Annotated in this window: 13 protein-coding genes; 5 read left to right on the plus strand and 8 right to left on the minus strand. The window is 63.4% G+C overall.

What is annotated here, in order from left to right; genetic code table 11:
* Positions 1–150: 150 nt before the first annotated feature.
* Positions 151–1,053, minus strand: a complete 903-nt coding sequence (locus tag AC066S_RS21440) for a tetratricopeptide repeat protein (RefSeq protein WP_235885061.1) — start codon at positions 1,051–1,053, stop codon at positions 151–153.
* Between the two features lie 63 nt (positions 1,054–1,116).
* Positions 1,117–1,767, minus strand: coding sequence for a FecR family protein (locus tag AC066S_RS21445; protein WP_135169117.1), 651 nt, complete (start codon positions 1,765–1,767; stop codon positions 1,117–1,119).
* A gap of 368 nt (positions 1,768–2,135) precedes the next feature.
* On the opposite strand from AC066S_RS21445, the gene AC066S_RS21450 reads away from it, so the two are divergent.
* Positions 2,136–6,287 carry a VCBS domain-containing protein gene (locus tag AC066S_RS21450; RefSeq protein WP_478270545.1) on the plus strand — a complete coding sequence of 1,384 codons (4,152 nt, stop codon included), beginning with the start codon at positions 2,136–2,138 and terminating at the stop codon, positions 6,285–6,287.
* 20 nt (positions 6,288–6,307) lie between these two features.
* On the opposite strand, the gene AC066S_RS21455 is transcribed toward AC066S_RS21450, so the two are convergent.
* The 5 genes from AC066S_RS21455 to fliL form a co-directional block, all read right to left on the minus strand.
* Positions 6,308–6,505 (minus strand): hypothetical protein, encoded by a 198-nt coding sequence (locus tag AC066S_RS21455; protein WP_478270546.1) that lies wholly within the window; start codon positions 6,503–6,505, stop codon positions 6,308–6,310.
* Between the two features lie 599 nt (positions 6,506–7,104).
* Positions 7,105–7,863 carry a MotE family protein gene (locus AC066S_RS21460; protein ID WP_126260774.1) on the minus strand — a complete coding sequence of 253 codons (759 nt, stop codon included), beginning with the start codon at positions 7,861–7,863 and terminating at the stop codon, positions 7,105–7,107.
* 9 nt (positions 7,864–7,872) lie between these two features.
* The gene (locus AC066S_RS21465; RefSeq protein WP_126260773.1) at positions 7,873–8,319 is read right to left on the minus strand and encodes a DUF6468 domain-containing protein; all 447 of its coding nucleotides are present in this window, start codon (positions 8,317–8,319) and stop codon (positions 7,873–7,875) included.
* Complete coding sequence (gene fliM, locus AC066S_RS21470; RefSeq protein WP_126260772.1) at positions 8,316–9,518, minus strand: flagellar motor switch protein FliM; 1,203 nt, start codon at positions 9,516–9,518, stop codon at positions 8,316–8,318. The genes AC066S_RS21465 and fliM overlap by 4 nt, the downstream gene beginning before the upstream one ends.
* A 30-nt stretch (positions 9,519–9,548) precedes the next feature.
* On the minus strand, positions 9,549–10,049 hold the full coding sequence (gene fliL, locus AC066S_RS21475; RefSeq protein ID WP_126260771.1) for a flagellar basal body-associated protein FliL: 501 nt from the start codon (positions 10,047–10,049) through the stop codon (positions 9,549–9,551).
* 378 nt (positions 10,050–10,427) lie between these two features.
* Between fliL and flgF the strand changes: the two genes are divergently transcribed.
* The 4 genes from flgF to flgH are packed head-to-tail and all read left to right on the plus strand — an operon-like array spanning position 10,428 to position 13,936.
* Complete coding sequence (gene flgF, locus AC066S_RS21480; protein ID WP_126260770.1) at positions 10,428–11,189, plus strand: flagellar basal-body rod protein FlgF; 762 nt, start codon at positions 10,428–10,430, stop codon at positions 11,187–11,189.
* A 16-nt stretch (positions 11,190–11,205) separates the two neighbouring features.
* The gene (flgG, locus tag AC066S_RS21485; protein ID WP_126260769.1) at positions 11,206–11,994 is read left to right on the plus strand and encodes a flagellar basal-body rod protein FlgG; all 789 of its coding nucleotides are present in this window, start codon (positions 11,206–11,208) and stop codon (positions 11,992–11,994) included.
* Between the two features lie 22 nt (positions 11,995–12,016).
* Positions 12,017–13,171: a flagellar basal body P-ring formation chaperone FlgA gene (gene flgA, locus AC066S_RS21490; RefSeq protein WP_478270580.1), complete on the plus strand. Its 1,155-nt coding sequence runs from the start codon at positions 12,017–12,019 to the stop codon at positions 13,169–13,171.
* 3 nt (positions 13,172–13,174) lie between these two features.
* Entirely contained in the window at positions 13,175–13,936 is a 762-nt protein-coding gene (flgH, locus tag AC066S_RS21495) for a flagellar basal body L-ring protein FlgH (RefSeq protein ID WP_478270547.1), read from the plus strand.
* 270 nt (positions 13,937–14,206) lie between these two features.
* On the opposite strand, the gene AC066S_RS21500 is transcribed toward flgH, so the two are convergent.
* Positions 14,207–14,986 (minus strand): 2-keto-4-pentenoate hydratase, encoded by a 780-nt coding sequence (locus AC066S_RS21500; protein ID WP_126260766.1) that lies wholly within the window; start codon positions 14,984–14,986, stop codon positions 14,207–14,209.
* Positions 14,987–15,251: the final 265 nt, after the last annotated feature.

The following is a 15,251-nucleotide window of genomic DNA, read 5'->3' on the forward strand; positions in this document are numbered from 1 at the left end:
AATTAAGGACTTGTTAATGCTAAATCTTGATCTGCTCTGGGGGCTGCACGCCGTGCCGCATCGAGCGTCGACGGATCCGCTGGATCTGAATTTGAGACGCCGATGGTTAAGGACTTGTTAACGCCTACACGACGGTGCTGTCGCGGATGGTCAGTCCCTTCGCGGCACCCCATAGCGGACAAAGGCTTCGTCAATTGCAGCATCGATCCTCTTGGCCGCGGAGATGTCGCTATGGCCACCGTCTGTGTCGCCCAGCTTGAATCGGGCAAGCCCTCGGCCGTACAGCGCGCTGGCAAGCTTGGGCACCAACCGCAGCGCCGAGTTGTAGTCATCTATAGCCGCGGAGAATTGCCCCATTTTCAGATTTATAAGAGCTCGCGAGTCGTATGCTGCCGCGTTGTTTGTTTCCGATCGAAGCACAATATCGCAGTCTTCCAGCGCAGCCTGTAAGGCGCCAAGGACGGCGCGGGTCCAACAGCGGCCGCTCCGCGCCGCCTCCAGCTTCGGATCAAGGCGAATTGCCTCGTCATAGTCCCGCGCCGCACGGTCGAACGCGTTCGTCTTCAAGTAGGCTGCCGCGCGGTTGGCATAGGCAGCGCCATAGTTCGGGTTGAGCTTGAGCGCCTCCTCAAGAGCGCCGATCGCTAGATCGTTCGCGCCAGTTCTCAGATAGGCCACGCCGAGGTTGTTGAAGGCTTTCGCATAGTTCGGGTCAAGCCTGGCCGCTTCGAGGAAATCCTTGATCGCGCGTTCGTAGTCGGCTTTAGCGCTATAGGCATTCCCCCGGTTGTTGTAGGCGATAACGAAGCCGTTCACCGCTCCCTCGCCCGCTTCGATGAACGCCGTGCAGCCATCGATCCGAGCTTCGGGCGACACGCGGTCTGAGCTGTTACACAGTTCGACGTTCTTGAGGGAGCTGCCCTTCTTCGGCTTCTGCGCCCAGCCAGCCGAACTGGACAGCACAATGATAAGAACGAGCATCACCGCGTTGACGAAACCGGCTCTTGCGGTCATTGCCACACCAAAATCCCACTCCGACAGCGAGCGAAGCACCGATCTTGATTTCTGCCCGGCCGGCGCTGCGGCATCAAGACGGCTTCGGACCAGGCCAGTTTCTCAGCATCCCCGACAGATGTTGAGCCTGCGATTGCTGCTTCGATCGGGCTCCGGCGCCGCGGATGTCGGCGGCTTCTTCAGGAGCTTGCTCTTGCCCTCTTCGATCAAGGTAGAGAATCTGACCGACCCATCATCCGAAATCTCGATATGCGGCGTCGTGCCCCGGATCCCGAGCGTGGCGACGGGGGTATCGACCTTCATGTCGCCTGTCTTTGCGACGCCGCCTGCAACAAAAGTGAACGTTCCCTTGGCGAGATTGAATAGGCTCGCATTGGACTTGCCGGCCGGCTCATATACATAATGATCCAGCACCATGCGGGCGTTGCTCGATAGATTGAACGAGCTGCCGTCGGTAAAATTGATGCCGACTCGGCCGTCGGCCCCGGTCTGCACCACATCACCAAGATATACGGGGTCACCGGTGTTGGCCCGGCCGGGGTCGCTCGCAACATTTGCCTGAACGATCACTGCGCCCGCATGTTCGATGGTGACCGAGCCTGTGGCCGCTACCACCTTCCCAATCGGTTTCGGTGACGCGGTAGCGACGGCGGGCTTGGCGGAATCGATTTGCGCTCGAGCCGCACTCGGCAAGAAGCAGGCAAGCGCCACAACAAAGACGGTCGCCAGAGCGGCTATCGCAGGTCTGCACATGATCCCCCCTTTCTGAGAAGATCTTGCCGCTATCGGCGGTCCATTTTTTGAACCGCGCAACGCCGTCGCAATAAATATAATTATTGTTTAATCTTATTAACCGGACTACCTTATATCCAGCGTCAAGCGAGTGCCACAAATTAAATACATCTCGTTTGTCCATTTAATCACATTGGCGGGAGGGGCACGGCGGGGAATGGCGGTACGCTTCGTTGTCCCCGGCACAATGCGTCTCTCCCTCTCAGACTTGATTTTTCGGCGGGCAAGCCTTCGGGGCTGCCGGCGCTAGGAAATTTTGTGCCTTGGCGAGGAACCCCGAGCAAGGCGGCACGCCGAGCCTGAAACGATCACCCAGGCGAGGGCGAGCCATGTTAGTTGCTTCCGGCATCCAGGCTGATAACGGGGCCGCCATGGCCCTGCCCGCCGAATTCATCGGCCATATTCATACGGTGATCGGTCGCTGTACGCTTACGCGAGCGAGTGGCATCGCCACACAAGCGGTAGCTGGTGCGCCGATCTACAGGGGCGACGTGCTGGAGAGCGATGCCGACGGACAGATCACAATTCGCTTCATCGACGGTACTTTTTTCAGCATCGACTGCGGCACTCACGTTGAGCTGAGCGAGTTCGTCCTCGACGTCGAAGGCATGCCACTCGCAGCCCTGTTCGACGTGACACGAGGGAGCTTCAGTTTCGTCCCGGGCCGGCTGGCAAAAGGCGGGGCGCTCCAGGTGAATACGCCCATTGCAGGCATTCGCGCCCGGAGCCACGCGGGGGGGTTCGGGATGCTGACGCTGGCAGCATTGACTTTCTCGACCGCGCAAGATGCCGAAGCCGCGGATCCGGATGTCACTTTCCTGGATGACGATTCCATTACCTACAAGGACCTTGCGCACGGCGCATTCGAGCTCGTGACCAAGGAGCGGATCCCGCGACACATCATCGTCGAAGATCCCGGCGAGACGATCGTCCTCAAGAAGGTGGGCTCCACCATCAGTATCAACCAAGTCGCGAACACGGCCGCTCGCATGGACGAGTTGCGCGCCGCTCAGCAGGACGTGCTCGCCAATCTCACAGACGGGCAAGGTCCACGCGGATCGAGCACACCACCCTTTGTCAAATCGCTGTCACTGCAGCCAATCAATTTCATTCCATCCGATGCGCCTGCGCCGCAGAACCTGCTGGCCCCCGTGTCACCATTCGCTATTCCCATTCTCGACCCTGTGCCGCCGACGCTCAGCACCGGAGCGGGGCCAACCGAGCTCGATACGGTGGTGTTTGATACATTCGCTCCGACGAGCGGAGTTTTCACCGCCAGCAGCACCAGCAGCGGCGCCAAGCTGACCTTTGGGGTCATTGGGGCGGCCGCCAACGAGACGATCCTCGAAGGAGTGACATACGATCTGTCAAAGCCAGGTCCGTACGGGACGCTCTACGTCAACAGTACGAGCGGCGCCTACACGTTCGTGCCCAACAGCGTCGCGATCAACGCGCTGAAATCGCCCTCGACCGACGGTTTCGTTATCACGGTTTCCGACGGCCTCACCTCCGCGAGCAAGACGTTCACAATCACCGTCAACGGTGTCAACGACGCTGCAATCATCTCCGGCAATACGACCGGTTCGGTCGTCGAGGCCGGCGGCATAGACAATGCCGCGCTTGGCACGCCGATTGCGACCGGCACCCTTTCTGACACCGACGTCGACGATCCGCCCAATACGTTCACGGCAGTGAGTTCGCCAACCACGAGCACCGGTGGCTATGGCACCTTCACGATGACGACGTCCGGCGTGTGGACATACACCTTGGACAATGCCGATCTCACAGTGCAGCGGCTCAACGCCGGCGACACGCTCACCGACACCTTTACGGTGACCACGATCGGCGGCACCGCCCAAGTGGTGACGATCACGATCCACGGAGCCAGTGACGCCGCGATCATCTCCGGCGCGACGACCGGTGCAGTGATCGAGGCTGGCGGTCTCGCCAATGCTAACCCTGGCACGCCGACCGCGACCGGCATCCTCACCGACACAGACGTCGACACGACTGCAAATGCTTTCACGGCAGTCGCCTCGCCAACGGCGAGCACCGCCGGCTATGGCACCTTCACCATGACGACAGCCGGCGCTTGGACCTACACGCTCGACAATGCCAACGCCGCGGTGCAGGCGCTCAATACCGGCGAGACACTGACCGATACGTTCACAGTCACCACACTGGACGGAACTCCCCAAGTCGTGACGGTCACCATCCATGGCACCAACGATGCGGCCATCGTTTCAGGAACCACGGCCGGTTCGGTGACTGAGGCGGGCGGCATTGCCAATGCGTCACCCGGCAGCCCGAGCGCAACTGGCACGCTCTCTGCCGCCGACGTCGACAATGCGCCTAACACCTTCGCCGTGGTGAGTTCACCCAGGGCGAGCACGAATGGTTATGGCACTTTTACGTTAACCGCCACGGGCGTGTGGACCTACACGCTCGACAACGCCAATGGCGCGGTGCAGGCGCTCAATGTCGGCGGCACGCTCACCGACAGTTTCACGGTCACGACCCTCGACGGCACGCCGCAGGTGGTGACGATCACCATTCAGGGCAGCAACGACGCGGCCCTCATTTTTGGCACCACGACCGGCTCAGTGACCGAGGCAGGAACCTTCTCATCTGGCGCTCCGATCGCGACGGGCACGCTCGCCGATACAGACGTCGACAACGCGCCGAACACGTTCACCGCAGTCTCTTCGACAGCAAGTGACGGCGGGTACGGTACCTTCACGATGACCGCGGCCGGCGTATGGACTTACACTCTTGATAATAACAACAGCGTGGTTCAGGCGCTCGATGTCGGCGACATGTTGACCGACACATTCACGGTAACTGCCATCGACGGTACGACGCAGACGGTCACCGTCGCCATTCATGGCGCCAGCGACGCTGACCCCAACGATTTTGATAATTTGGCCACCGGATCTGCAGTGATCTCCGATCCACCCAACGTGTATGGAACGCCCGGGAGCGAAACCATTGCCGGCGGCGGCGATGAAGGTCAGATCATCTACGCAGGGGCCAGCAGCGACACCGTCAACGGGACCGGCAAAGCCGACGTCCTCTATAGCGGCTCGGGAAATGACACGATCAAAGGCAATGATGGGGATGACACCATCTACGGCGGCTCGGGCAGCGATACAATCAACGGCAATAACGGCAGCGACACCATAACCGGTGGATTTGGTGCGGATCAACTCACCGGCAGCAATGGGAACGACCGCTTCGCTTATTTGTTCGTAGCCGATTCCAACGCAAGCCAGTTCGACACCATCACCGACTTCGCCTCGGGGGCCGACAAGATCGACTTGACTGCTCTTGGCGCGCTTGGGTTTGTCATATTGGCCTTGAGCTCAACCAGCACGGCCGTGCCGCCACATACGATCGCCTGGCTCTATGACAGCGCGGCGAATGAAACGATCGTGTACGTCAATCCAACCGACGAGACCCTGCACATCGGCGATTCCGCTCTGCTCGAAATTCATTTGCAGGGGATTGCAACGATCGACGCGTCGGACTTCATCATGGCGCCGGCGGCGGCACCTGTGATGGCGGTTTCCGGCGAACTGCTCGACCTCACCGCAACCGCGCAGAGTGACGCAAGCGCTGAGGCGACGACCGCCTCCGGAGTCTCGTCCGATTTCGGCAGCATCGACGGCACGCTTCTCGCGGCGGAGAGTTCGACGATCCAATCGACCGAGGCGGTCTACAGCCTCGATTCGAGCTGGGACCAGATCGGACGGACCGAATATTCCAGCTTCTCCAGTTCAGACGAAGTGCAAACGCTCGCGATCGAGCCGCTGCGCAGCGACGCGGCACCTCCCTCGGCCGGCGCACTGGCGGTGATCGTGCAGCAGATCGTCACACACACGGAGACCGGCTTTATATTCGACAACCTGACCGGGCTCGACGCGGCCTCAATGGCTGGCAAAAGCGGCGCGATTGCAGCGAGCGGCCAGGTGCCCGGCATTCCGGTCGCCATGCTGAATTCCGTCCATGACGCTGCCGAACACCACGCCGGAGGCAGGTTTGCACCGGGGAGCGATGCTGACGACGGCACCTTGCCACCGGGAAGCGCCGCCAAGGCGGCTCATGCCCATGATCATGCCAACGATGAAACGGCAGACACGACGCTCAACCCAAGCCTCCTGAAGTCAGCGAGCGGCGGCGCCAACCATTTGCCGTCAAGCGAGGCGGAGCAGCACACCCCGTCCCAGGGAGCGTCCGGATCCAAGCCCGCCAATCCGCAGCAGCTCGGCGGCTCGTTCCAGTTTACAGATGACGCTTCGCCGGGCTCGCTGCACAGCGCAGTGTTGGAGCATCCCTCGGACTTCGTCGGTCAGCACGGGCAGGCTGAGGGATTCCATGGGTCCGAGCTGGCGTTCATGCCTGAAACGTCGCCATCCGATGCTGACCCACCTCACGGGGCAGGAACAGTTCACGGCCATGTGTTGCACGATCTAATCCTATGACGCTCAAGTCGATTGCCTCTTCAGTGTTGCATGTCAGCGCCTTCCGGCGCCGAGGAGTTCTGTTCGTCGAGAGAAGAGTCTTCCTCGTAGCCGTCGTCAACTTCTGGCGGAGCTGAATGCTGATGGCTCAGGGCGGATGTCCACGCGGATGTCATCGCCGCTATGAGCAGCCGGTTGACGGCCTCAATGACGCGTTCTGCTGCGGACGAGTAGTTCATGGCCTTCTCCTGCGCTGCCGATTGCGAATGGCCGAAGCGTAGGACCGCGCCTTGAGCGCCACTGTACGCCAGTTCACACCTGCGCGCGTCAACTCATCGCAGTCTCAGAGGGTGCCCCCTGGTTCGACTGCATCCGCCGCGGGAGTTCGATCTGTCGGCTGATGAGTTGCCGGGCGCGCGCTCACAACCTGCGGGAGGTTGCGGTCCGCGCGCGACTCTGAATCAGATGTGACCTCGGCGATGCGAATCGCATTGGTTAGCTTCGGGGGTAATCAATGAACGGAGAAGCCGGTTGCATTGTGTGTAGCAGGGCAAGAGCCGTCGTCGCGATCGTTCCGATTGCCAGAGGATATGCCCTGAAAACATTTGAGTGCTCCTGTTGCCATAGCACGCTGCAGCTCGTGACTCGCGTCACGGAGGCGCCGCCGATCAAGCAGCAGGTAGATATTCTTCCTCGGGTGGAGAAGCAGTGGCGCCCGCCTGCTCGGAGGGGGCAACAGGTCTTCGTGAATTAGGCACGCAAGGCGTCTCGCTGGGATTCAGTCGAACGACCACGCCACAACGCGACCGGCCACGATAGCACTGTTCGCCTCGCGCCCTCAATTCGGCTTTTGCGTCGGCTTGCCGTCGATCTTGGGCAGCTCCGCGGCCGAGGCCGATTGATCGCCGCCGCCGTTGGCGCGGCGCGCCATCTCGACCGTCAGCTTCTCGGCGGCCTCCGACGACATCAGTCCGAGGATGTCCGACATCTTCCGCGGCGCGATGGCCGAGGCGATCTCGATCAGCACGCCCATCTCCAGCCGGTCGAACACCCGTGCGGCGTCCTTCGGCTTCATGCCCTCGTACATGGTGACGAGGCCCTTCATGCGCTGGGCTTCGGCGGCCTTCTGCTCGGCCTGCGTCGCGGAGATGCGGGTTTCCACCGCCTTCATCTCCTCGACCTTGCCTTCGATGCGCTTCTCGGCCGATTTGAGCAGGCTTTCGCGGATGTCGATCTCGCGTTGGCGAGCCTCGATCTCCTGGCGGCGCGCCTGCAACCGCTCGAGGATCGCGCGCTCGGAGGCCGAGACCTGCGGCTGGGCTTCGTCGACCTTGACCACGGTGCCTTCCGGCTTGGTCTCGGGCGCGGCCGGCTTGGGCGCCTCCTTCGGCGCGCCATGGGTCGAGCCGGTGATGATCTCCGGCTCCTCGCGGCCGGTCGGGAAGTTCAGATTCTCCTGCGCCCAGGATTTCTGGTTCGGCTTGTAGTCGAACACATAGCCGCCATTGATCGCGAGGCCCGCCACCTTCAGCGTGGCGAGGCCTGCGACGGCAACCAGGACGACTGGAATGACGCGGATGTTACGAAAGGATTTCATACCCTGACTTCATGCGGCAAGACCGTTGGACCGTCGGCGCTCGGAGAAGGCTTCGGCCGCGGCCGCCACCGCCTTCGCGGTCGAGGGCTTGGCGATGGGCGCGGCAACCGCTTCCGGATTGGTGACGGGGCGCGCGGCGATCGCGATTTTGGACAGGCGCCGCACCACGTTGTCGGCTTCGCCGAGCTGCTTGTAGAGCTGGTCCGACATCTGCGTCGCCGCGGCGAGCTGACTGCCGAGATTCTCGTTGACGTCGCGCACGGCGAGCTTCAGCCCGCCGATCGCGCGTTCGGCGATCTCGGTCGCGGTGATCAGCTCGCCGATCACCGCCTTCAGCGAATGCTCGTCCGCCTTCAGCCGCGTCAGCCGCTTGTTGAGCATGACGCAGTAGACGATCGTCAGCATCAGCAGGATAGCCACCAGCGTCTCGATCGCCATTCCCAGGGAGTGGTTCATGGGGCCTCCATCATCTTGTTCTGCTCGTCCACCTTCTCGAACATCGCCAGTGTCGTACTTGGCTTGCGCAAGGGTTTCGTCACGCGGATCGCGACGCGGTCGCCGACCCGGCCCATCCGCCCCTCGGTCAGCGTGACGTCGCCGCAGCGTACGGTGACGTTGGCGTCGGCGCGCATGTCCAGCGGCAGTGTGTCGCCGACCTTGAGCCGCATCAGCTGCTTGAGCGGGATCTCGGCCTCGTAGAGCACGGCATCGACGGCGATCTCGGCCTGCACGATCTCGGTGGCGAAATGACCTTCCCAGACCGGGTCGCGGCCGAACTTTTCGCCCATGAACATCTGGAGCAGCACGCCCCGGATCGGTTCGATGGTCGCATAAGGCAGCAGCAGCTCGATGTTGCCGCCGCGGTCTTCCATGTCGATGCGCAGGCGCACCAGGATCGCGGCATTGGCGGGACGGCTGATCGCGGCGAAACGCGGGTTGGTCTCGAGCCGGTCGATCGTGAAGGTCACCGGCGACAGCGGCCGGAACGCCTGCTCGGCGTCGGCCAGCACCACCTCGACCAGCCGCTTGACCAGCTCGGTCTCGATCGTGGTGTAGGGCCGGCCCTCGATGCGGAGCTGGCTGGTGCCGCGGCGGCCGCCGAGCAGCACGTCGATCATCGAATAGATCAGGTTGGAATCGACCGTCGCCATGCCGAAGTTTTCCCACTCCTCGGCCTTGAAGACGGTGAGGACGGCGGGCAGCGGGATCGAGTTCATGTAGTCGCCGAAGCGCACCGAGGTGATGCGGTCGAGCGAGACTTCGACGTTGTCGGAGGTGAAATTGCGCAAGGACGTCGTCATCAACCGCACCAGGCGGTCGAAGACGATTTCGAGCATCGGCAGACGCTCGTAGGAGACCATCGCCGAATCGATGATGGCGCGAATGCCGGAATGGTCGTCGAGCGTGACGTCGCCGACGGTGAAGCCGAGGAGATTGTCGATCTCCTCCTGCGACAGCACCCGCTCGCCGGAGTTCTTGCCGGTTCCGAGATCGCGGCTGCCGTCCTCGACCATGGCCGCCCATTGCAGGGCCATGGTCTCCGACAGCTCGTTTTCGGCGGCAGCCTTTGCGGCCTCCGCGGGATCCTCGGAATCGAGCGACGCCTCCCATTGGGCGGCAATCGCATCCTGGTCCATTTGCTCGTTGCCGGCCATGACGCTAGCCCGTTGCCTTCCGCAGCGCCATCACTGGACCACGACTTCCTTGAACAGCACCGCGCTGACCTGGATCGGGGCGACCGCGGCGTTGACGCGCTTGGTCAGCTCCTCCTTGAGGCGGAAGATGCCGGCGGACCCGTTGAGGTCGGAGGGGCGCAGCTCGCGCACATAGGTCTGGAAGATGTCGGTGACGCGCGGCATCGTCGGCTTGATCGCCTCGATCTGCTTCTCTTCCTTCAGCTCCAGCACGATCTTCAGCCGTAGATATTGCACGCGCTCGCCCGGCGCGCCGGCGAGATTGACCGTCATGTCGGGGACGTCGACGAAGGCCGGCGGCTTCGGCGGCGGCGCGACCTCGGCATGATGCTCGGCGTCGCCGTGGCGGAAGAAGAAGAACCAGGTCGCAGCACCGCCGCCGAGGATGGCGAGCAGGCCGACGGCCATGATGATGAGCTTCAGCTTGTTCTTCGGCGGAGCGCCTTCCGCGCCCTCGGTGGCTGCGCCGCCTTCCGCTTCATTCTCTGCCATGGTCGCCGCGCCCGGATCTCTCAAAGGGGTCGAAAGAGCGAAGGCTCAAGACAGTGACGCGATACAAATGCCCCGGCGCAATGCGCTCCTTTTCATGGCAAACGCTACGGTAATAATGGTTAACGGAATCTTTCGATCGGGCTTCCGCTAGGAAAAATCTGCCGGGCAGACATGGCTAACAGAACCTTTCTGCCGCCCTTCCGCGCCCCTCGAAAATCACCAACACATTGAAATCGCGAATCTTTTCAGGTTGGCACGGCTTTCGCTGAGAGAGGGCCGAGACCCACCGGTTTGGGAGAACCTGAAGGTCTCGTTCACGGGGTCCGCCAAGGCGCTTGGGAGAGCGAAATGGCAGATCCCCCTCAGGGGAGATTTCCGATGCAGAACGCGCTTCTGGTCGGCCTGTCACGGCAGATGACGTTGGAACGGCAGATGGATGTCATCGCCAACAACGTCGCCAATGCCAACACCAACGGCTTCAAGGCCGACCATTCGCTGTTCGAGGAGTTCCTCAACTCGAACGCGCGTGAGGACAATTTCATCGGTGCCGACCGCCGTGTCTCCTATGTGCAGGACCGCGGCACCTTCCGCGATGTCGGCCCGGGGCCGATGGAGATGACCAAGAACCCGCTCGACATGGCGATCAGCGGCGACGCCTATTTCGCCGTGCAGGTCAATGGCGGCGAGCGCTACACCCGCGACGGCAAGTTCTCGCTCAACTCTACCGGCCAGCTCGTCACCTCCGACGGCAACCTCGTGCTCGGCACCGGCGGCCCGATCACCTTCCAGCCGACCGACCACGACATCAACATCGCGCCGGACGGCACCATCACGGTGCTCGAGGGCACCGCCAGGACCGATTCGATCCGCGGCAAGATCCGCATGGTCTCGTTCGACGATCCGGCCAAGCTGACCAAGCTCGGCGCCAATCTCTATGACACCGGCTCCGCGACCCCGCTGCCCGCCACCAAGTCCACTGTGGAGCAGGGCTACATCGAGAAGTCGAACGTGAATTCGGTCGGCGAGATGACCCGCATGGTCGAGGTCATGCGCAGCTACACCGCCATCGCCAACCTGCTCCAGCAGCAGAGCGACCTTCACAAATCGGCGATCGAGAAGCTCGCCGACGTTCCGGCCTGATTGAGGGAGAACTGAGATGCAGGCACTTCACACCGCAGCGACCGGAATGGCGGCACAGGAACTCAACGTTCAGGTGATCTCCAACAACATCGCCAACCTGCGCACCACCGGCTTCAAGAAGCAGACCGCGGCGTTCCAGGATCTGATCTACGAGCACGTGCGCCGCGTCGGCGCGCAGGCCTCGGACCAGGGCACCATCCTGCCCGTCGGCGTCGACATCGGCGGCGGCGTCAAGACCGTCGGCACGCCGCGCAGCATGACGCAGGGCACGCTGTCGCAGACCGGCAACGATCTCGACCTCGCGATCTCCGGCGAAGGCTTCTTCAAGATCCTGATGCCCGACGGCACCTACCAGTACACCCGCGACGGCACCTTCCAGATGGACAATCAGGGCCGCGTCGTCACCGCCCAGGGCAACCCGGTGCAGCCGACCATCACGATCCCGAACAACGCCTCCGGCATCAGCGTGAGCGAGCAGGGCCAGGTCTCGGTGACGCTGCCGGGCTCCTCGACCTCCTCGATCGTCGGCCAGATCGGCGTGACCCGCTTCATCAACAAAGCGGGCCTGCAGCCGGTCGGCAGCAACCAGTTCACCGAGACCCCCTCGTCCGGCCCGCCGCAGGACGGCACCGCGAACGGCGAGGGCTACGGCAAGATCACGCAAGGCAGCCTCGAGCAGGCCAATGTCGACGTCGTCTCGGAGATGAGCGACCTGATCGCCGCCCAGCGCGCCTACGAGATGAACGCCAAGGTGATCAGCGCCGCCGACCAGATGATGCAATCGACCACGGCGCTGTTCCGCTGAGGCCAAGACTGAAGCAATGACGATGATCCGCGCCACTCTCGCCACCATCTCCGCCCTGCTCGCGCTGGCCTTGCCGGCCGCGGCGGCGGACGATTTCATCGCCGCCCCGGCGCTGCGCGCAAGCGTCACCGTGACCTCGGACGTGGTGCGGGTCGGCGATCTCATCGACAATGCCGGCTCGGCCGCGACGATCCCGGTCTACCGCTCGCCCGATCTCGGCACCACCGGCACGCTGACCGTCGGCCAGGTGCTGTCGGTGCTCCGCGCCAAGCAGGTGATCGGCGTGATGACAGGCGACATCAAGGAGGTCCAGGTCACCCGCCTCGCCCGCACGCTCGCGGGCAAGGACCTGGAGAACGCCGTCGCCTCGGCGCTCGAGCGCCGCTTCGGCCTCGGCGATGCCGCCAACATCACCGTCACGTTCGACCGCGGCGTCACCGAAATGCGGTTGGACGCCGCCAACAGCGGCGCGCTGCAGCCGGTCACAACCCGCTACGATGCCCGCAGCGGCCGCTTCGACGTCGCATTCGAGATCGCCAACGACAACAATCCGACCCCGACCAAGCTGCGCTTCGCCGGTACCGCGATCGAGACGGTCGAAGTGGCCGTGCTGACGCGCGACATCGACCGTGCCGACACGCTGAAGTCCTCCGACGTCGCGCTGGAGCGCCGGCCGAAGGCCGAGATCACCGGCGAGCCAGCCTCGCGCGAGCGCAGCGTCGGCATGCAGCTGCGTCGGGCGATGCGGGCAGGCATGCCGCTTCGTGCCGCCGACATCGTCAAGCCCGACTTCGTGGTGCGCGATCAGAGCGTGACCATCATCTACCAGGCGCCCGGCCTCTATCTCACCACGCGCGGCAAGGCGATCGAGAGCGGTGCCGAAGGCGACACCGTCGGCGTGCTCAATCTGCATTCCAAGCGCACGCTGACCGGGGTAGTCACCGGCCGCGGCCAGGTGACGATCCAGGGCGCGAGCCAGTCCGCGCCGATGACCCCCGCGGTCGAGCAGACCTCCTCGCTCCAGCGCGAAACGCCCGCTCCCGCGGCTGCGGCCGCAGCCCTCGCCCGGAGCCTGGTCGAGGCGCCGACCTCACCGGCCCAGATCGCCCAAGTCCAGATGAACCAAGCCCAGCTTCCACAAGTTCGCCTCTCGCAGGCTCCAGCCAAGTCAGAGTAAATCATGTCCACGTTCAGTCCGGCTCTCCGTCTTCGTCGCATCGCGATCTCTGCCCTGCTGCTGGCCTCTTGCGCGCTGGGCGGCTGCTCGTCGATCGACCGCCTGTCGCAGATCGGCGAGCAACCGAAGCTGTCGGCCATCGAGAATCCGACGGCACAGCCCGGCTACAAGCCGGTGCAGATGCCGATGCCGAAGCCGGAAGTCGCCTCCTACAATCCCAACTCGCTGTGGCGCAACGGCAGCCGCGCCTTCTTCAAGGACCAGCGCGCCCGCCAGGTCGGCGACATCCTGACCGTGACCGTGAACATCACGGACAAGGCCAACATCGAGAACGACACCTCGCGCAGCCGCACCAACAAGGAAGATTCCGGAATCACGGACTTCATTGGCTCGCAAACGATCACCCAGGCCAACAAGATCCTGCCCGGCCGCATCCTGACCGCCGACTCGACCTCGTCCAGCGAGGGCAAGGGCAGCGTCGACCGCAAGGAGGCCCTGCAAACCAACGTCGCCGCCGTGGTCACCCAGGTGCTGCCGAACGGCAACCTGGTCGTCGAAGGCAAGCAGGAGATCCGCGTCAACTTCGAAATTCGCGAGCTGATCGTGGCCGGCATCGTGCGCCCTGAGGACATCCAGAGCGACAACACCATCGACTCCACCAAGATTGCCCAGGCCCGCATCGCCTATGGCGGCCGCGGCCAGATCATGGACGTGCAGCAGCCGCGCTACGGCCAGCAGGTCATGGACGTGCTGCTGCCCTTCTAAGCCTCTCCCGAGCTCCCACATCGTGTTCGCGAACCTAGGCGCGAACGACGATGTACGACGCGGCCTCCGGTAGCTCCCCTGCCGGAGGCCGCATGTCTTTTGAGCGGTGTGCCGTAGCGGCCGCGGGAGGTCGCACCATTGCAGCAAGATCGCTGCTCAACCACTGTCATTGCGAGCGAAGCGGTGCAATCCAGCATCTCTCCGCGGAGAGATTCTGGATTGCTTCGTCGCAACGACTCCTCGCAATGACGGCGGAGAGACCCTCCACCCTCACGTAAACTCCACCTCCACCACGCCCAGCCCGTCCAGCTCCATCCGCACCTTGTCGCCGGCCTTGAGCCACAGCGTCTTGACTAGGCTGCCCGTCAGCACGAGCTGCCCCGCATGAAGACCCTTGCCTTCGGCCGCGAGATGGTTGGCGAGCCAGGCGAGCGCGTTATGGGGGTGACCGAGCACGTCGGCGCCGGTGCCCTGGCTGACCTCCTCGCCGTTGACGATGGCGCGGCCCTTGACCGCTTTCAGATCCGGCACCGACGAGCGGGGCACGGACGGCCCCAGCACGCAGCCGGCGGCGAAGAAATCGTCCGCGATCAGCGTCGGGGCGCCCATCGTCTCCCACTTCACGTAACGGTCGTCGACGATCTCGATGGCGGGATGATAGGCCTCGACCGCCTCGCCGACCCATTCGGCCGTGAACGGCGCTTCGCTGGCGGCGAGGTCGCGCTTCAGCCGCACCGCGATCTCGCATTCGACCCCGACCCGGACATAGTTGGAGGCGGCCAGCTTGGCGCCGCTGTCATGCACGCCCTTCTGGAACACGCCGCCGCCGCAAGGATGCGGGATGCCGATATAGTCCTGCATCACCTGGCTGGTGCAGCCGATCTTGTAGCCGACCAAAGGCCCGGCATGCGCCAGCAGCAGATCGTGCAGCGCGCGCTGGACCTGATAGCCCTCGGCCTCATCCATGGGCGGACGCTCCAGCGCCGCGAGCGGCGCGTGGTTGCGGCGCGCCAGCGCGATCGCCTTCGCGGCTTGGAGAATCCTGTCCATCGGCGCCGCCTCCCACGCTACGCATTCAAGGGCGGCACTTCAGCATTCCCGCCCGGGCGTGACAAGCGCCGGTCGGCGCTCGTCCGGGTCGATTACGGGATCTCCCGCCCGCTTAAGGAAATATTGAGTTGGTCCGGTATTTATGGAGCCACGCGCCAGCCCTACGCGCCCGCGCGGCACGAGACCCTGATTGCAGCGATGCGTGAAGCCGCTGCGCCGCCGTCTCAAGTTGCCGGCCGATCTCCTTGATGCGACTCGCAAAACG

It is taken from the genome of Bradyrhizobium sp. CFUWI (genome assembly GCF_056429085.1).